15 protein-coding genes are annotated in these 16,860 nt (G+C 66.4%); 10 read left to right on the top strand and 5 right to left on the bottom strand.

The features are described 5' to 3' along the window. Positions 1-38 precede the first annotated feature (38 nt). The 9 genes from cobG (at position 39) to treY (ending at position 9,332) form a co-directional block, all read left to right on the top strand. The gene (gene cobG, locus AC3YMN_RS12525) at positions 39-1,358 is read left to right on the top strand and encodes a precorrin-3B synthase (protein WP_489890263.1); all 1,320 of its coding nucleotides are present in this window, start codon (positions 39-41) and stop codon (positions 1,356-1,358) included. Beyond that, positions 1,355-1,987, top strand: coding sequence for a precorrin-8X methylmutase (locus AC3YMN_RS12520; protein WP_489890262.1), 633 nt, complete (start codon positions 1,355-1,357; stop codon positions 1,985-1,987). Before cobG ends, AC3YMN_RS12520 begins: the two co-directional genes overlap by 4 nt. Then, entirely contained in the window at positions 1,984-2,709 is a 726-nt protein-coding gene (locus AC3YMN_RS12515) for a precorrin-2 C(20)-methyltransferase (protein ID WP_489890261.1), read from the top strand. Before AC3YMN_RS12520 ends, AC3YMN_RS12515 begins: the two co-directional genes overlap by 4 nt. Next, positions 2,706-3,467 carry a precorrin-3B C(17)-methyltransferase gene (locus tag AC3YMN_RS12510; RefSeq protein WP_489890260.1) on the top strand — a complete coding sequence of 254 codons (762 nt, stop codon included), beginning with the start codon at positions 2,706-2,708 and terminating at the stop codon, positions 3,465-3,467. Before AC3YMN_RS12515 ends, AC3YMN_RS12510 begins: the two co-directional genes overlap by 4 nt. After that, the gene (gene cbiE, locus AC3YMN_RS12505) at positions 3,464-4,669 is read left to right on the top strand and encodes a precorrin-6y C5,15-methyltransferase (decarboxylating) subunit CbiE (protein WP_489890259.1); all 1,206 of its coding nucleotides are present in this window, start codon (positions 3,464-3,466) and stop codon (positions 4,667-4,669) included. Before AC3YMN_RS12510 ends, cbiE begins: the two co-directional genes overlap by 4 nt. Then, positions 4,666-5,436, top strand: a complete 771-nt coding sequence (gene cobM / locus AC3YMN_RS12500; RefSeq protein WP_172122699.1) for a precorrin-4 C(11)-methyltransferase — start codon at positions 4,666-4,668, stop codon at positions 5,434-5,436. Before cbiE ends, cobM begins: the two co-directional genes overlap by 4 nt. A gap of 5 nt (positions 5,437-5,441) precedes the next feature. Continuing rightward, a complete protein-coding gene (locus AC3YMN_RS12495; RefSeq protein ID WP_489890258.1) occupies positions 5,442-6,284 on the top strand; it encodes a TIGR02587 family membrane protein in 843 nt (280 codons plus the stop codon). A gap of 12 nt (positions 6,285-6,296) precedes the next feature. Continuing rightward, the gene (locus AC3YMN_RS12490; RefSeq protein WP_489890257.1) at positions 6,297-6,710 is read left to right on the top strand and encodes a hypothetical protein; all 414 of its coding nucleotides are present in this window, start codon (positions 6,297-6,299) and stop codon (positions 6,708-6,710) included. A 102-nt stretch (positions 6,711-6,812) separates the two neighbouring features. Next, positions 6,813-9,332, top strand: coding sequence for a malto-oligosyltrehalose synthase (treY, locus tag AC3YMN_RS12485; protein ID WP_489890256.1), 2,520 nt, complete (start codon positions 6,813-6,815; stop codon positions 9,330-9,332). On the opposite strand, the gene AC3YMN_RS12480 is transcribed toward treY, so the two are convergent. From AC3YMN_RS12480 to AC3YMN_RS12460, 5 genes are all read right to left on the bottom strand, one after another. Further along, positions 9,329-11,671, bottom strand: coding sequence for a putative bifunctional diguanylate cyclase/phosphodiesterase (locus tag AC3YMN_RS12480; RefSeq protein WP_489890255.1), 2,343 nt, complete (start codon positions 11,669-11,671; stop codon positions 9,329-9,331). The genes treY and AC3YMN_RS12480 overlap by 4 nt on opposite strands. Before the next feature lie 128 nt (positions 11,672-11,799). Continuing rightward, positions 11,800-12,276, bottom strand: coding sequence for a glycosyltransferase (locus AC3YMN_RS12475; protein ID WP_489890254.1), 477 nt, complete (start codon positions 12,274-12,276; stop codon positions 11,800-11,802). Continuing rightward, positions 12,273-12,734 (bottom strand): glycosyltransferase family protein, encoded by a 462-nt coding sequence (locus AC3YMN_RS12470; protein ID WP_173087434.1) that lies wholly within the window; start codon positions 12,732-12,734, stop codon positions 12,273-12,275. The genes AC3YMN_RS12475 and AC3YMN_RS12470 overlap by 4 nt, the downstream gene beginning before the upstream one ends. Further along, on the bottom strand, positions 12,731-13,855 hold the full coding sequence (locus AC3YMN_RS12465; RefSeq protein ID WP_489890253.1) for a glycosyltransferase family 4 protein: 1,125 nt from the start codon (positions 13,853-13,855) through the stop codon (positions 12,731-12,733). The genes AC3YMN_RS12470 and AC3YMN_RS12465 overlap by 4 nt, the downstream gene beginning before the upstream one ends. A gap of 227 nt (positions 13,856-14,082) precedes the next feature. Continuing rightward, positions 14,083-15,390: an O-antigen ligase family protein gene (locus tag AC3YMN_RS12460; RefSeq protein WP_489890252.1), complete on the bottom strand. Its 1,308-nt coding sequence runs from the start codon at positions 15,388-15,390 to the stop codon at positions 14,083-14,085. 141 nt (positions 15,391-15,531) lie between these two features. Here AC3YMN_RS12460 and AC3YMN_RS12455 point away from each other — a divergent pair, with 141 nt between their 5' ends. Continuing rightward, positions 15,532-16,812: a hypothetical protein gene (locus AC3YMN_RS12455; protein WP_489890251.1), complete on the top strand. Its 1,281-nt coding sequence runs from the start codon at positions 15,532-15,534 to the stop codon at positions 16,810-16,812. Positions 16,813-16,860 lie beyond the last annotated feature (48 nt).

Here is a 16,860-nt window from a genome sequence, read left to right as displayed (position 1 = left end):
GTATAAGGACAGGGCTTCACGCAACACGAAGCCCGAACTTGCTCCAGCTGCTGCCCATCACTGACCCCCAAGCGCCCGCGCGCCGCGGTGCCTGCCCGAGCCTGCGCGAGCCGATGGCGACCGGCGACGGGCTCCTCGCGCGCCTGCGCCTGCCCGAGCGGCGTGTCAGTCCCGCTCAGCTGGTCCGCATCGCCGAACTCGCCGCCCGGCACGGCAATGGCCAGCTCGAGATCACCGCCCGCGGCAATCTGCAGGTGCGGGGCCTCTCCGAGCAGTCCGGCCCCCCCTTTGCCGAGGCCATCGAAGCGTTCCTGCCCATCGAAACCGGCCTCGTCGTGGAAACCCCGCCGCTCGCCGGACTCGACCCGCTCGAAACAGTTGATCCGCGCCCCCTCGCAACCGCCATCCGCATCGCGGCCGCCCCGCTCGCCCGTCGCCTCGGCCCCAAGGTCACCGTCGTCGTGGATGGCGGTGGCGCCATCACTCTGGCGCGGCTGGGCGCCGATCTGCGCCTCACTGCCCTGGATGCCGAGCGCTGGCTCCTCACGCTGGGCAAAACCGCGCTCGGCACCCTCCCGACCCCCGCCGCACTCCCTGCCGCCAGCCTGATCCTCCACCGCCTCGCCGATCTCGGCCCCGCATCCCGCGCCCGCGATCTCGATCCCGCCGCGATCCAGGCCGAACTCGCCACCCGGCTGTCTCCACCCGCCACCCTTCCCGCGCCCCCGCCGCTCGCCGGCCTCATTCCCGTGCGCGATGGCGCGGCCCTCTCCGTCGCCCTGCCCTTTGGCAGCATCGCCGCCCCCGTGCTCGCCGCCCTCGCGCAGCACGCCACATCTGCCGGCATCACCGAACTGCGCCTTGCTCCCGGCCACGCCCTCCTCGCCCTGGGCGCCCCCACCGCGCTCGCCGCCTTCGGGCGCGCTGCCGCCGCGCTGGGCCTCCTCACCAATCCCGCCGATCCGCGCCTTGGTGCCCATGCCTGCATCGGCAATGAGGGTTGCGCCTCGGGCTTTGCCGGCAGCCGCGCCTTGGCATCGCAGCTGCTCGACGAGTTCCCGACCCTCTTTGATGGCACCGCGACTCTCCATGTCTCCGGCTGCCCCAAGGGTTGCGCCCATCCGCGGCCGGCCGATTTGACCCTCGTCGCCCAGCCCGGCGGCTGGGGCCTCGTGCTATCGGGCCGCGCCAGCGACGCACCCCTGCTCCTCATTCCCCATGCCGATGCCAGCGCGGCCTTTGCCCGCCTAGCCGGCCTTCTCCATGCGCATCGCGCGCCTGGCCAAACCAGCGCCGCGGTTCTGGCCGCGCTTGGCCCGGTGCGCATCGCCGCCGCTCTTGGACCCCACCTGCCATGATCGAATACGACTACATCAAAGCGGGGGACGCCATTTACCGGCAGTCCTTCGCCATCATCCGCGCCGAAGCGGATCTGCGCCGCTTCACCCCCGATGAGGCGGAACTCGCCGTGCGCATGATCCATGCCGCCGGCATGGTGGAAGCCGCCGAGCATTTCGAGTTCGGCCCCGGCTTTGTCCAGGCGGCCCGCGGAGCGCTCGAGGCTGGCGCCCCCATTCTTTGCGATGCCGAAATGGTGGTGCGCGGCGTCACTGCGGCCCGTTTGCCCGCCAACAATCCGGTGCTCTGCACCCTGCGCGATCCGCAGACGCCCGCCATTGCAGAAGAAATCGGCAATACTCGCTCGGCCGCTGCGCTCCATCTTTGGGGCGAGCGCCTGGCCGGTGCCGTGGTCGCCATCGGCAATGCCCCGACGGCGCTGTTCCACCTCCTTGAAATGCTGCGCGACGGCGCCCCCCGCCCCGCCGCGATCCTGGGCATGCCCGTCGGCTTTGTGGGCGCCGCCGAATCCAAGGCCGCGCTCGCCGAACACTCCTATGGCGTGCCCTATGCCATCGTGCGTGGCCGCCTCGGCGGCAGCGCCATCACCGCCGCGGCGCTCAATGCGCTGGCAAGGCCCGGGCTATGACCGGCACCCTTTACGGCGTCGGCACCGGCCCCGGCGATCCTGAGCTCCTGACCCTCAAGGCCGTGCGCGCCATCCAGGGCGCCGATGTGGTCGCCTATTTCGCGAAGTCGGGCAATCGGAGCAATGCGCGCGCCATCGTGGCCGATCTCCTTGCGCCCACCCAGCACGAGGAAGCCCTGCTTTATCCTGTCACCACCGAGATCGACCGCCACCACGCCTATTATCGCTCCGCCACCGCGCAGTTCTATGCCGAGGCGGCCGAGCGCATCGCCGCCCATCTCGATACCGGGCGCAAGGTTGCGGTGCTGAGCGAAGGCGATCCGCTGTTCTACGGTTCCTATATGCATCTGCATGTGCGCCTCGCCCATCGCTACCCTACCGAGGTCGTGCCGGGCATCACGGCGATGTCGGGCTGCTGGTCGATGGCCGGCCTGCCGCTGGTGCAGGGCGATGATGTGCTGGCGGTCCTGCCCGGCACGCTAGGGGAAGCCGAACTGCAGCGCCGCCTAGGGGACACGCAAGGGGCCGTGATCATGAAGGTCGGGCGCAACCTGCCCAAGATCCGTCGCGCCATTGCCGCGGCCGGCAAGCTCGAAACCGCCGTTTATGTGGAGCGCGGCACCATGAGCAACGGCCAGTCCATGCGCCTGCGCGACAAACCCGACGACGCCGCCCCCTATTTTGCCCTCGTTCTGGTTCCCGGCTGGAGCGAGCGGCCATGACTGGCAAGATCAGCGTCGTCGGCCTTGGGCCCGGCAATCCCGATCAGATCACCCCCGAAGCCCTCAAGGCGGTGGCCGAGGCCCGGCTGTTCTTTGGCTATGGCCCTTATCTCGATCGCCTGGCGCTGCGCCCCGACCAGCAGCGCGTCGCCTCCGATAATCGCGAAGAGCTTGATCGCAGCCGCGCTGCGCTCCAGGCGGCTGCGGCGGGGGAGACGGTGTGCGTTGTGTCGGGTGGCGATCCCGGCGTTTTCGCCATGGCCGCCGCCGTCTGCGAAGCCATCGAGGATGGCCCCGAGCCCTGGCGGCATCTCGAGCTCGAAGTCGTGCCCGGTGTCACTGCCATGCTCGCCGTTGCCGCCCGCATGGGCGCCCCGCTCGGCCATGATTTCTGCGCCATTTCGCTATCCGACAATCTCAAGCCGTGGACGCTGATCGAGCAGCGTCTGCGTGCCGTTGCCGGCGCGGGGCTCGTGATCGCGCTTTACAATCCCATCAGCCGCGCCCGCCCCTGGCAGCTCGGCACCGCCTTTGCCATCCTGCGCGAAGTTCTGCCCTGGAGCACCCCGGTGATCTTTGGTCGCGCCGCTGGTCGCCCTGACGAGATGTTGCGCCTCGTCACCCTCGCCGATGCCGATGCCAGCACCGCCGATATGGCCACTTGCGTCATCATCGGCTCGCCCGAAACCCGCGTTATCGAACGGCCCGGCCGCACGCCGATCGTTTATTCGCCCCGTTCCGCCGGGGGACCCCGATGAGCTGGCTGACCATTGTCGGCATCGGCGAAGACGGCATCGCGGGCCTTGGCGATGCGGCGAAATCCGCCATCAGCCAGGCCGAACTGGTGTTTGGCGGCGAACGCCATCTGCGCCTTGCCGCCCCCTTGATCGCTGGCGAACAGCAACCCTGGCTCAGCCCCTTCTCGCGCTCCGTTGATGCCGTGGTCGCCGCGCGCGGCCGCGCCGTCTGCGTGCTGGCCTCGGGCGATCCGTTCCAGTTCGGCGTCGGCGCCACCCTCGCCCGCCGCATCGATCCCGCCCAGATGCGGGTCCTGCCGCACCCTTCCGCCTTCAGCCTCGCCGCCGCGCGCCTCGGCTGGCCTTTGGGTGAGATCACCACCCTGTCGCTGCATGGGCGGTCGCAGGATCTGTTGCTCCCCCATCTGCAGCCCGGCGCACGCATCCTCGCGCTGACTTCCGACGGAGATTCCCCTCTCCAGCTCGCTCAACTGCTGCATGACAGCGGCTTTGGCCTTTCCATTCTCACCGTGCTTGAAGCCCTGGGCGGCCCCGATGAGCGCGTCCGCTCCCAGCCCGCCAGCGCCTTTACCCTGGCCGACATCAATCCGCTCAATGTCGTGGCCATCTCGGTCGTCGCCCTGCCCGAAGCGCGCGTCCTGCCGCTGGCGCCCGGGCGCGACGATGCCCTTTTCGAGCATGACGGGCAGATCACCAAGCGCGAAGTGCGCGCCCTGACCCTTGCCGCCCTCGCTCCCCGCCAGGGCGAATTGCTCTGGGATATCGGCGCGGGTTCGGGCTCCATTGCCATCGAATGGATGCTGGCCCATCAGAGCCTCCGCGCCATTGCCATTGAAAGCCATCCCGAACGCGCCCTCCGCATTACTCGCAACGCCGCCCAGTTCGGCGTGCCCGGCCTGCAGCTCATTGAAGGCACCGCCCCCGCGGCGCTCGACGGCCTCGAACCTCCGCATGCCATCTTCGTCGGCGGCGGCGGCAGCGACCCGGGCGTGCTGGATGCAGCTCGAGCGGCGCTCCGCTCCGGTGGCCGGCTCGTTGCCAACGCCGTCACCCTCGAAATGGAAGCCGTGCTGCTCGCCCATCACGCCGCCCATGGCGGCAGGCTCACCCGCATCGAGCTCAGCCGCGCGTCTTCCATCGGCACCATGACCGGCTGGCGCCCGGCCATGCCGCTGCTGCAATGGTGCTGGAGCAAGCCATGACCGTCCACTTTATTGGCGCCGGTCCCGGCGCTGCCGATCTCATCACCGTGCGCGGCCGCGACCTCCTCGCCCGCTGCCCCGTCTGCCTTTATGCCGGCTCCATCGTGCCGCGTGAGATGCTCGATTACTGCACCCCCGGCACCCGGCTGGTCGACACCGCATCCCTTTCCCTCGATGACATCGAGGCCGAATACATCACCGCCCACGCGGCGGGCCTTGATGTGGCGCGGCTCCATTCGGGGGACCTCTCCATCTGGAGCGCCGTGGCCGAGCAGTTGCGTCGGCTCGATCGCCACGCCATCCCCTATATGCTCACCCCCGGCGTGCCCGCCTTTGCCGCGGCAGCCGCGAGCCTTGGGCGTGAGCTGACCATTCCGGCCCAGGCGCAAAGCCTGGTGCTGACCCGCGTTTCGGGCCGCGCCTCCCCCATGCCCGGGGGCGAAACCTTGGCCGCCTTTGGCGCCACGGGCGCGACCCTAGCCATTCACCTTGCCATCCATGCGCTCGAGCGGGTGGTCGCTGAACTCACCCCGCTTTACGGGCCCGACTGCCCCGTCGCCATTGTCGTGCATGCATCCTGGCCGGGCGAACGCATTCTGCGCGGCACGCTGTCCACCATCGCCGCGCAAGTGGCCGACGATCCCATCGAGCGCACTGCCATCATCTTTGTCGGCCCCTCCCTTGCCAGCAACGATTTCCGCGACAGCGCCCTTTATGATGCCGACTACCAGCGCCGCTTCCGCGGCGGCCTGCCTGACGCGGGGTAAGCAGAATGAGCACAGCAGCGGCCAACAAGGCGGATGAGGGCGGCCACGAGCTTCGCGATCTCGTCACCGGGCTTGGCCGTGCCTTTGGCGGGGCGCTGGTGTTCTCGCTCCCCATGCTGATGACCATGGAAATGTGGGAGCTCGGCTTTGCCATGGATCGCTGGCGCTTGCTGCTCCTGCTGGCCTCCAGCCTGCCCATGCTGATGTTCCTGTCCCATTATTCCGGCTTTGAGGCCACCTGGGGCTGGAAGGAGGATCTGCGCGACGTCGCCATTGCCTATGGCATTGGTTTGGTGAGCACCGCCATCCTGCTCGCCGTGCTCGGGGTTATCGGGCCGGGCATGAACCCGCCCGAACTCGTGGGCAAGATCGTCATCCACGCCATTCCTGCCGCTCTTGGCGCCCTTTTGGGCCGCAGCCAGTTCGGGCAAAGCGAGGACGAGGAGGAGGAGCGTGAACAGAGTTATGGCAGCGAACTGGGAATCATGGCCGCCGGCTCGCTCTATCTCGGGCTCAATGTCGCCCCCACCGAGGAAATGATCCTCATCGCCTTTCGCATGACTGATTGGCAGTCGCTGGCGCTGATCGCCCTGTCGCTGCTGCTCATGCACGGCTTTGTTTTTGCATCCGAGTTCAAGGGCAGCGAAGCGACCCCCGACACCCCCTGGTGGAGCGCCTTTTTGCGCTTCACCACCGTAGGCTATGCCATCGCGCTCGCCATCTCCTGCTATGTGCTCTGGACCTTTGGCCGTTTCGATGGCCTGTCCTTCAGCACGGCGCTGGGGGTTCTGGTGGTGCTGGGCTTTCCTGCCGCCATTGGCGCCGCCGCCGCGCGGCTGATTTTGTAAGGGGCTCCCGCCGTGTCCGACCAAGCCAGCAACCCGCCCCCATCCCCCGCCGGCCGTAAAGCGGGCACCATCGAGTGGATTTTCGCCGCCATCTCCGCCCTCGTGATCCTGGGGCTCGCCGGCTTTCTGCTGGTGGAAGCCCTGACCAAGACCGGCAGCCATCCCGAGCTCACGCTGCGGCTCGATGCCGTTCGGCAAACGTCCGATGGCTTTGTCGCTGATGTCACCGTGCTCAATCTCGGCCACGCCACCGCTGCGGAAGTGGGCATCGAAGGCACTGTGGGTTCGGGGCAAGACGCCGTGAGCGGCAGCGTGACCCTTGATTACGCCCCCGCCCAGTCGCAAAGCCCGGTGGCGCTGGTGTTTGACCGCCCGGTCACCCCCGACAATCTCACGCTCAGAGTGCTAGGTTATCGCGATCCCTGAGCGGGGAACAAAGGCTGGCACGGACCGTTGTCCGGGGCATTTTCCCGGCCCCGCGGCCCCTTCACCGACGCGCGCCCTCCGCGCCGCCAGCAGTTGAGCCCCATGAGCGATAGTTCCACCATTCCTCTTTCCACCTATCGGCTGCAGTTGAACAAGGGCTTCACCTTCGCCCACGCCAAGGCCCTCGTGCCCTATCTCGCCGATCTGGGCGTCAGCCACGCCTATCTCTCCCCCATCCTCAAGGCGCAGCCGGGCAGCACCCACGGCTATGACACAGTCGATCACACGCTGATCAATCCCGAGATCGGCACGATCGAGGAGTTCCGCGATCTCGCCCAAACCCTGCGCGCCGCCGGCCTCGGCATCCTCCTCGATTTCGTGCCCAACCATATGGGCGTGGGTGGCGCCGATAACTGGCTTTGGCTCGATGTTCTGCGCCACGGCCCCGGCAGCCGCTATGCCGACTGGTTCGACATCAACTGGGCCCCCGCCAATCCGGCGCTCGAGGGCAAGCTGATGATCCCGTTCCTCAGCACGTCCTACGCCCAGGCGCTTGAAGCCGGCGAGATCGTGCTCAAAGCCGATGCCGATGGCCTTGCCGTCTGGGCGCACGGCACCCACAAGCTCCCCCTCCGCCCCGAGGACGAGGGGCAGCTCCTCGCCCATTACGGCGACGCCCAGGCCGCCATCGCCGCCCTCAACGGCGAGCCGGGTCATTTCGGCAGCTGGGCGGCGCTCGACAGCCTCATTGCCACCCAGCACTGGCGGCTCGTCCATTATCTCGCCGCCGCCGACGACATCAACTATCGCCGCTTTTTCATCAATTCCGACCTCGGCGCCATCCGCATCGACCGCCCAGACGTGTTCGACCACGCCCACGCCCTGATCTTTGGCCTCGTCGCGGAAGGCCACGTCGATGGCTTGCGGATCGATCATGTCGATGGCCTCCTTGATCCCAAGGGCTATCTCGAGGATCTGCGCGCCGCATCCCCGCGGCCGATCTATCTGCTGATCGAAAAGATCCTCGCCCCGCACGAGGATCTGCGCGCCGATTGGCCCGTCGAGGGCACGACGGGCTACGAGTTCGGTGCCCTCCTTACCCGCGTCCTCACCAATCCCGCCGCCGAAGCGCCGCTTTCCGCCACCTACGAGCGCTTCGTGGGCGATGTCGTCGACCCGGTCACCGAAGCTTATCAGTGCAAGCTGCGCGTCATGGACAATGAGCTCGCCGCCGAGCTCTTCAGCCTGGCGCACCGCGTCTTTCTTGTCGCCCAGTCCGTGCCGCAAACCCGCGACCTAACGCAGAACGCCATCCGCAAGGGCCTGCGCGAGATCATCGCCTGGCTGCAGGTTTACCGCACCTATATCGATGGCCCCCAGGCCGACGAGCGCGATATCCGCGAGATCAACTATGCCGTTGCGAAGGCGCGCCGGTCGCAGCCCTTTTTCGATCCCTCGCTTTTTGACTTTCTCGGCCAGTTCCTCACCGCCGGGCTGCCGCATCAGTATGATCCCTCCGAGACCCTGGGCGCGCTCGGCAAGTTTCAGCAATATACCGGCCCGGTGATAGCCAAGGGCCTCGAAGACACGGCGCTTTATCGCTTCAACCGGCTGGTTTCGCTCAATGAAGTGGGCGCCCATCCGCAAAATTTCTCAGTCGGCATCGATGCCTTTCACGATGCCAATCGGCGCCGCCTCCTGCATCACCCCGCCACCATGCTGACCACCTCGACCCATGACACCAAGCGCGGCGAGGACACCCGTGCCAATATTGGCGCCATCGCCGATCACCCCGAAATCTGGGATGCGGCCGTGTTCGGCTGGCGCGACCAGCTCGTAAACAGCACCGAGCCGGCCATCGACAACAACGACATCTACCTCTTCCTGCAACTGCTGCTGGGCGGGTGGCCCCCCGCCGATAGCAGCGAGTCCCCATCGCTCGATACCCTCACCGAGCGCCTGCAGGCCGCCATGCTCAAATCGGTGCGCGAAGCGCGGCTCCACAGCGATTGGAGCGTCAACAACCCGGCCTATGAGCAAGCCATTCAGGACTTTGTCGCGGCAGCGCTGCGCAACGAGGCGTTCCTTGCGAGCTTCCGGCAGGTGCAGCAGCAGCTCGCAGATATCGGCCGGCGCAAAAGCCTCATCCAGGCGGCGCTCAAGCTTTCCGTCCCCGGCGTGCCCGATATCTATCGCGGCGCCGAAGATTGGGAGCAAAGCTTTGTGGACCCCGACAACCGGCGCGATCTCAACTTTGCGGGACTGCGCGAGCGGCTGACGCGGGTTGCCGCTGGCCCGGGCGCCGCGGGCGACGACAAGATCGTGCTGACAAGGGCGCTCCTGCAGTTGCGCAAGGCCCATCCCGAGCTCATGCTCCGGGGCAACTATGAGCCCCTAACCACCGGCAGCGAGCAGGTGCTCGGCTTTGCCCGCAGCCATGGGAGCGAGCGCCTTGTCGTGATTGCCGATCTGTCGCCGGGCCATGGCGGCCAGGCTGCCGCAGGGGTGGCCCTGCCGCCCGGTCAATACCGCGACGCCATGACCGGCCAACCCGTAGCCGGCACGGTCGGGGCCGCCGGCTCGCTGGCGACGCACGGCTTTGCCGTGCTGATCGGCGCCTAGGCGCTGGCGGCCTGCGGCAAAGGCAGGTTTGTTTCCACCAATGCGCGCATGGTCGGCCCGTCGACGGGCCGGCCGAAATAATAGCCCTGCCCGATCGAGCAACCCATTGCCGCAAGCGCGCTGGCCGCGGCTTCGTCCTCGATGCCCTCCGCCACGGTGGTTTTGCCCAGGCTGCGCCCCAGCCCGATAATGCTGGCAACGATCACGTCGCCCGCCGCCCCATCGCCCATGGCGCGCACGAAGCTCTGGTCGATCTTGAGTTTGTCGAAAGGCAGGTCCTTGAGATAGCTCAGCGAACTATAGCCGGTACCGAAGTCATCCAGCGCCACATCGACCCCGATCCCCTTGAGCGCGGCAAAGGTGCGGATGATCCCGCCGATCCCCGCAACGAGACTGCTTTCCGTGATCTCGATATCAAGCCGTTTCGGCGGCAGGCCCGAAAGGATCAGCGCGCCTGCCACCATCGCCGGCACATCCGACAATTGCAGCTGCACCGGCGAAACATTGACCGACATCCGCCCTTCCCAGGGCCAGGCCATGGCCTGGCTGCACGCTTCCTCGAGAATCCAGCGCCCCAGATCGACGATGAGACCGGTTTCTTCGGCAAGGGGAATGAACTGGGCCGGGGAAATCATCCCCAGTTGCGGATGGCGCCAACGCAGCAGCGCCTCAGCCCCTACAATGGTGCGGGTGCGCAGGTCGATCTGGGGCTGGAACACCACTTCGAGCTGCCCGTCTTCAACGGCATGGCGCAGATCGAGATCGAGCTGGCGCCGCTCCTCGAGCCGCTGCTGGTCGGTCGGGCTATAGCCCACAAATGGCGCGCGCTCGGCATCGGCTTGCAGCAGCGCTGTTTCGGCCTGGTTCAGCAGGTCGTCCACGCTGAGCGGGCCAGCCGAATAACCGCATCTGACCTCGACATGGATGCGGTGACCGATCGTGTCATAGATCCCGCCGAGCCGGGCGGAAAGGCTGCGGCAGGCCTCGTCCATCACCGCCATGTCTGGGCGCTCCAGCCGGTAGGCCCAGGCAAAACTATCGTCCGCCACATAGCCGACCAGCCCCGGCACCTGGCCGGACAGGCGCTCCCCGATGGCGTGCAGCAGGCTGTCGGTCACTTCGTGCCCAAGCGAAGCGCGCAACAGGTTGAGGCGCTGCACCCGCACCAGGATCACGGCCTTGGGCGCAAAGCCCCATGGCGCGGCCGCCTCGATCAGCCCGGCGCGCGACAGTGCCCCGGTGGTCTGGTCATGGCGCGCCAGATGGCTCAGCCGGCGCAGGGCGGCGATGCGACCCCGATATTGGATAAAGGCCTCGTCCACGACAGCCAGCACCAGCAACACCACGATGCCGCCATGGAAAAAGCCGGTATCAAAACTCACCGCCATGGTGCGGTAGGTCACGAGCGCCGCCACTTCCCAAACGGCACCGAGCCCGGCCGCAAGGAGCCCGATCTGCCACAACCGCAACCGCGACCGCAGAAACAGCAGGGCCAGCGCCATCAGGACGAGCGCAATAGCAGAGGGGCCAAGCCGCAAATCGGTGATGATGCGCCCCGATTTGAGTGTCTCGACGGCAACAGCCTGCAACACCGGCCCCGCGACAATGCCGAAACGGGGAATGGAAAACAGGTCGCGCAGTTCAATGGCGCTGGCGCCGATGATCACCTGCTTGCCCTGCAGCAGTGTTGGATCGGCCCGTCCCGCCAGCACATCGGCAAAGGGGATGCGCGGAATGGTGCGCGCATCGATGCTGAAATCGATGTTGACGCTGCGCGGCAGGGCTTGCCCACTCGGAACCAGTTCCACCGGCAGCGCCCGTACCTCACCCTGATCCGTTTCGACGCGCGACAGGAATGACTTGGCCTGCCCCGATGAATCAAGAAATACGTTGACCAGCACTGGGCTTGCTTGCTCCAGCAAGGGCGCCATGGGCATGGACAGGGCGAGTTCCCCCTCTGCCCCACTCAACTGCTGGAACGCCGCAAGATAGGCATAGCCACCAGCGCGCTCGAGTGCTTGGGCCAGTTGCTGATCCTCGGCCGGCGTGCTGGCGCTGCTGAAATCGATATCGAAAGCCACCTCGGCGGCTCCGGCCTCGACCAGCCGATCCAGCGCCTGGGCATAAAGGCTGCGGGGCCAGGGCCAAACGCCGATCTCGGCCAGGCTTTCGCTGTCGATATCGACCACCACCGTGCTGCCGCTGGCCGGCACGGCGTTGAGCGCCAGCCTTACATCGCGCAAGCCGGCATCGATGGAGCGCAAGCCGCCGCCGGCTGCCAGCGCATAAAGCAGCACCAGGCAGGCCAAAGTGACCCCAAATCGAACCGCTGCGCCCATCAGGGGTCTCCAAGCCTTCTCCAACCATGCCACAGGGTCGCTGATAGCAGGTTAACCGGCCCCGCCCCGGCTTGGCTTAGGGCTAGGCAAAGCGGGGGAGCGGTCCTGCGCCACAAAGGTGCAGCGGGCTAACTCCATCGGCGCAATTGCTGGCGCAGCCCCTCGATCAAGCCTTGCCGGTTGTCTGCGTCGTCCTCGTTGCCCGATGGCAGCAATGGCTGGCCAAGCAAGTCGGCCAGTTCCGCTGTTTGGCGCGCAACATAGATGCCGGGCCGCCCTTCAAGTTCGGAGCAGGTTGCCAGCTGGTGGTCGTTGCGATGTTCACCCAGCCCGGCGCGCCGGGGCACGAGGATGATCGGCTTGCGCCAGCGCTGCGCCATCAGCACCGTGCCTATCCCGGCATGGGCCACGATCGTGCTCGCGGCAGCAAAATGGCGTGCGAACTCGTCGGTCGAAAGCAAAGGGGCCCATTCCATGTTGCTGGGCAAGTGCGCCCCCCGGCCGACTTGCCCGAACACGGGTACGCCAAGGCTCGGCGCCAGTTCGTCCACGGCCGCGACCAGCCGGTCAAAGGGTAGCTGGGTTCCAACTGTCACGAGGATCACAGCATTCGCCCCAGGAACTTGGTGCGGCCCCCGTCTGCCAGGTGCTCCCATTGGCTGCAATGGAGCTGCACAAAGCGCCGCGCCAGCCAGCCGCTCATGCTCAGACGCTCGGCATTGGCGACACTGTCCACCCACACAGTGGGCACGCCCAGCAGTCGCCCCGCCAGCAGCACCAGGAGGCCTGGCCCCGCTCCGGTGCTGACAATCACCGCTGGCCGCAGCCCCCGCACCAGCAGCAGCGCTTCCCAAAGGGCGGGTAAGGCGAGCCAAGGCTGGGTGCGGTTGACCTCGCGCAGCCTCAGGCTGGTTCCGCCATCGGCCGGCCGGCTCTCGGCCACTGTGCTGGCATAAACCACGTCGAAATCGGCAAACGCCTCTCCAAGCAACAGCAATTGCTGCCAATGGCCTCCGCTCGACGATACGGCCAGCAGCCTTTTGCGGGAGCCGGGCTCGCTCATCTGGTCGCGCCTTCCCAGGCCACGGACGAATGCGCCTCTTGGCCGAGTAAAGGCCGCAACAACTCACGGTAATCCGCCACCATCTGCGCTTCGCTGCGCACCCGTGACGCTAACTGCGCCCGCAGCTGCTGCTGTCGCGCGGGATCGCGCAACAGTTCGGCAATGGCGCGCGCCACATCATCGGCGTCCTGCGGATCGCAGGTAACACCCGCCAGTTCGCCGATCGGGGTCTTGATCACCTCTCGTTGCACCGCAATGTCACTGACGACAATCGGCGATCCGGCACGCACCGCATCCAGCAGCGCCAGGCTCTGCCCTTCAAAGAGACTGATCTGCACAAACGCGTCGCAAGCAAAGGTCAGGTCGACCACATCGTGATGACCCAGATGCCCCAGCAGATGCACCCGCTCGGCCACACCCAGCTGCTGCGCAAGCCGCCGCACCTCCTCGCGCAAGGGGCCATCACCGGCCAGCGCCAGATCTACGCCCTCAAGTCTCGCTACAGCCTTGACGGCCGTCAGCACATTCTTCTGCCGCGCCAACCGCCCCGCCATAAGCAGCACCGGTCGGTCCGCCGGCAGGCAGAGCCGGGCAAAACACTGCGCTCGGCCCATCGCTGGCGGCACCTCTGCCACGCCGTTGGCGATCACCCGCAGCGGCGCGAGATAAGCCTTGGAATGCCCAGCAAAACTATCCGCTACCGCCTGGGACACACAGACGATCTGCCGGTAGCCACCCAGCCCCCCGACCATCCGGTCCAGCCAGCGCACGATGCGCCCGTTCTCCCGATACGGGCTGTGGTTGGTTGCGATCACGGGCGTGCCGGTGAGCAGGCTTACGAGCCCCGCCGCGACCCCCGCCAGCGGCATCACCGTCACCACCGCAGCGGGGCGCTCGCGCAGCACCAGCCGCAGCAATCGGAACACTGCCGCCGCATAATCGAGCGGCGACATCTGCCGCTTGCGCACGAGCACCTGCTCATAAGCTCCCGGCTGCGAGATGAACGCCTGGTAGAGCGCCACGCTGCGGCAAGTCTGCCCCTCGCCCTCGAGCCCTGCCCGCAGCGATCCGATGAAACTGGTGATCCCGCCCTGCGTGTCATGCCCGCTCAGCAGCAACACGCCTTTTTCAGCACCACCACGACGGACAGCAGTTACGTGGGAGCACGCTCCAGTAGAATTTTTCGAATGCGGCGACAAGCATCTAGATGCTTGTGCAGCGGCACCTGCAATTAACCTGCGATAACTCGAACCAGAACCGCCGGGCACACCCAACAACTTATATCCTGCTTGAACTCTTCAGCACCGCAGAGTGAGCTTAGCACGATATTTCAACCGGTGAATAAGAATTACTGGATTAATACTGATGCTGTAGCGGCTGCTCCTCGCGAGGCCATCGCACCCGCTGCAACCAGGGCCGGGAAGCCGTTCAGAACCCGTTCATCAACATGGCGCAAACCCGGCAAAGCGGCTGTTTGGCGCTCCCATCGCAGCTGGCAGACCAGCGCCACCGCCACAAGGAACAACACCCAGCCGGGATGATCGCGGTTCAGCAAACTCGATTCCGTCAGGTTGTGCCCCAGGGTAAAAACCAGCACCCCCACCACTAACCCCCCGTCGCGCCTCGCAATTCCGTTGGCCCCTAGGATGCGCGAGAGCGGCGCGATGGCAAAGGCCAGCACCGCCAGGGCCAGTCCCGGCCACCCCAGCTGCACCAGAACATCCAGATACCCATTGTGCCCCGAGAATATCCCGGCCACCCACCCCTCCACCAACTCCCCCACCGGCCCCCTCGCCCCCACCCCCCAGAACGACCCAAATCCAGCGCCCAGCCACGGGTGCTCACCCGCATAGCGCAGCAGCAGCGACCAGACCTGGGTCCGGCCGGTAAGGGCCTCAGGTTGCGCCAAATATCGGTTGAAGGCGCCAAGAATTTCAGCCCAAAATGGAAACGAAAACAACAGGATAGAACCGGCAGCAGGTAGGATCCAGACCCGTTGCCGGCGTCCCAGGGCCATGTAAACCAGCGCGCAAAGGAGGGCGGCGGGCAGCAGTGCCATTGCGGTTTTGGACTGCGTGCGCCACAAAAAGTATGCTGCGCCCGCGAGGAGTGGCCAGCGCAGGCAGACATTTACCGGGCGGCGATCCAACAGCAGCACCAGAACCGTCAGTGCACAAATAGGACCGGCAAAATTCTTGTGCATCGTCGCGCCGCGCCAACTGCCGGCCAAGGCAAGATCGCCGGTTTCGCCCGCGTGGTGGACCCCGGCGGGGCTCAGTAAGACGGCCGCGTAGTTGACGGCAAGAACCCCCACCAGCGCCCACCACAGGGCGGCAAAGGAGCGGCGCGCTCCAGCGCAATGCACTGCGGCAAAGACCAGCACGGCAAGCACCGTGGTTATGCCCACCCGCCGCAGGGCGATGCTTGGCTCGATCGCCCACAGCAGGCTGAGCCAGCACCATCCGAACACGAGAAAAAAGCTCCACGGCACAATCGAGAACCAGGTTGGGCGGCGCGTCACCACCATGGTCGCCGCGAAAAGGGCGAGATAGCTGACCTGCCGGATAAGATCGCCTTCCGCGCCCGCCGCATCCCCGCCGCGGGGGAGGGGCTGAAGCCCTATGCAGACCAGCAGCAGCACCGTAAAAAGACACACCGCCGCGCAAAAACCGGTGCGACCAGCCGGGCGCGCAGCGGCAGCGCTTAAGGGTTGAACTGTCAAAGGCCGTAGGTACATGGGCCAAGGCGCTCGGGTTGATCGGGATGGAGTGTGCCATCGCGCGGAGTGTGCAGCAAATTGAATCGTGCCTTGCTTCCACCCCAGACCCGCCAGAATAGCACTCCGTCCCGCGCCCGCTCCTATGGCCTGGCCGCGATGGGCTCGATCGCCTCGGCGGGGGCGCAATTCCTTTTGTCCCTGCAACTGCTTCACGCGGTTGAACCGGCGCAGTTCGGCGGCTTTGCGTTTTTAATGGTGTGCTCACAGCTTAGCCTTGGGATTGCGGTGGCACTGCTTTGTGCGCCCTACCCTGTGGTTTTGCTGCGCCAGGGAGGCGCCACGACCACAGTGGTGGCCTCGATGTTTGCCGTTAATCTGGTGCTGGCGATTGCGACTGGGCTGGCGCTGGGCGTCATTGCCGTGTCGCTCGCCTTGGGGACGTTCGAAGCGGGTCTGTTTGCCGCCTTTGGCGCGATCAACGTCCTGCGCTGGTTCGGTCGCGCCCATGCCTATGAGCAGCAGCAAAGTCGGGTGGTGCTTTCGGACATGGCCTATGGGCTGGCCCTGGGCGGTGGGATAGTCCTGATCCAGTTGCTGGATGCAGCAAGCCTGCTTGCCGCCGGTTGGGCCCTCGTCGGCAGCGCCACCATTGGCCTGCTCGCCTTGGCGCCCGATTTCCTGCGCAGCCAATTGGCCCAGCTCTCGCTTCGCGCAATGCCTGCTTATCGACAGATCTGGCAGGCCCATTCGCGCTGGTCGCTGCTCGGGGTTGTCACCACGGAGGGCACCGCCAATGCCCACGCCTATATCGTGACGCTCGTGGCAGGGTCGAGCGGCTTTGCCCCCCTCGCGGCGAGCGCCCTGCTGATCCGCCCCATGGCCTTGGCGATGAATGCTCTGAGTGATCTGGAGCGGCCGCAACTCGCCCGTATCCTGGCGCAAGGCGGCAAGACTGGGGCGGTGCGCGGCGCCTTGGGTTTTTTCCGGCGGGCGTTGCTGCTGATCTGGGTCGTCTGCCTCTGCGCCGGGTTGAGCATTCTTCTTTGGCAGCCTCGCCTCTTGTTTCCACCCGAGTATGGTTTGCCTGTCATCTGGGCGGGAGCCTTGCAATGGCTGGCCATTGCCCTGCTGCGCAGCCTGCGAATGCCCGACAGTGTGTTGCTGCAGGCAGCAGGGCAGTTCCGCCCCCTCGCTGCCGCCAGCGTGGTTTCTTGCGCCATTTCCATTGCAGTGGTCGCCGTCGTCGTGGCTCAGGGTGAACTGGTCTTCAGTCTCGTCGGCATTGCACTGGGGGAAGCGGTGTTCGCCATGGGCATCTGGATGCGGGTACAAGGGCTGCTGCGCCAGCTTCCCGGTTAAGGCTGAAGCGACAAGCCTGTTGCCGCGGGGGCAAGCGGCTGGCTAGGC

It is taken from the genome of Devosia sp. Z11_6 (assembly GCF_058133665.1).
Note: the sequence above shows the minus strand (reverse complement) of the source record. Positions and strands in the feature narration are given on the sequence as shown.

What these genes read in the sequence shown, in the direction of transcription:
- AC3YMN_RS12520 (WP_489890262.1), top strand. Translation starts at nt 1,355, where the DNA reads ATGATCGAATACGACTACATCAAAGCGGGGGACGCCATTTACCGGCAG.
- AC3YMN_RS12515 (WP_489890261.1), top strand. Translation starts at nt 1,984, where the DNA reads ATGACCGGCACCCTTTACGGCGTCGGCACCGGCCCCGGCGATCCTGAG.
- AC3YMN_RS12510 (WP_489890260.1), top strand. Translation starts at nt 2,706, where the DNA reads ATGACTGGCAAGATCAGCGTCGTCGGCCTTGGGCCCGGCAATCCCGAT.
- cbiE (WP_489890259.1), top strand. Translation starts at nt 3,464, where the DNA reads ATGAGCTGGCTGACCATTGTCGGCATCGGCGAAGACGGCATCGCGGGC.
- cobM (WP_172122699.1), top strand. Translation starts at nt 4,666, where the DNA reads ATGACCGTCCACTTTATTGGCGCCGGTCCCGGCGCTGCCGATCTCATC.
- AC3YMN_RS12495 (WP_489890258.1), top strand. Translation starts at nt 5,442, where the DNA reads ATGAGCACAGCAGCGGCCAACAAGGCGGATGAGGGCGGCCACGAGCTT.
- treY (WP_489890256.1), top strand. Translation starts at nt 6,813, where the DNA reads ATGAGCGATAGTTCCACCATTCCTCTTTCCACCTATCGGCTGCAGTTG.
- AC3YMN_RS12480 (WP_489890255.1), bottom strand. Translation starts at nt 11,671, where the DNA reads ATGGGCGCAGCGGTTCGATTTGGGGTCACTTTGGCCTGCCTGGTGCTG.
- AC3YMN_RS12470 (WP_173087434.1), bottom strand. Translation starts at nt 12,734, where the DNA reads ATGAGCGAGCCCGGCTCCCGCAAAAGGCTGCTGGCCGTATCGTCGAGC.